Genomic DNA, 277 nt, shown 5'->3' with positions numbered 1-277 from the left:
GACTAGAAATCAATATTCGCACCGGAATATTCATTTCTAAGCTCTAACAAGCAGAAGCAGTTAATGGTGGAGCCAAGCGGGATCGAACCGCTGACCTCCTGCGTGCAAGGCAGGCGCTCTCCCAGCTGAGCTATGGCCCCATACAAAATTGGTGGGTCTGGGCAGATTCGAACTGCCGACCTCACCCTTATCAGGGGTGCGCTCTAACCAACTGAGCTACAGACCCAATTTCGAGCGCGTAACTGATTAGCTCAGAGCTATCAGCTTGGAGCTTAAA

2 tRNA genes are annotated in these 277 nt (G+C 51.3%); both read right to left on the bottom strand.

The features are described 5' to 3' along the window. Positions 1–64: 64 nt before the first annotated feature. Positions 65–140, bottom strand: a tRNA-Ala gene (locus ACM6HV_RS13990). A 9-nt stretch (positions 141–149) separates the two neighbouring features. Next, positions 150–226 (bottom strand) — tRNA-Ile (locus tag ACM6HV_RS13985). Between the last annotated feature and the right edge of the window lie 51 nt (positions 227–277).

The organism is Pseudomonas sp. IT-P260 (genome assembly GCF_949768395.1).
GTDB classification, from domain to species: Bacteria; Pseudomonadota; Gammaproteobacteria; order Pseudomonadales; family Pseudomonadaceae; genus Aquipseudomonas; species Aquipseudomonas parakoreensis.
This window is presented reverse-complemented; position numbering and strand designations above follow the sequence as displayed.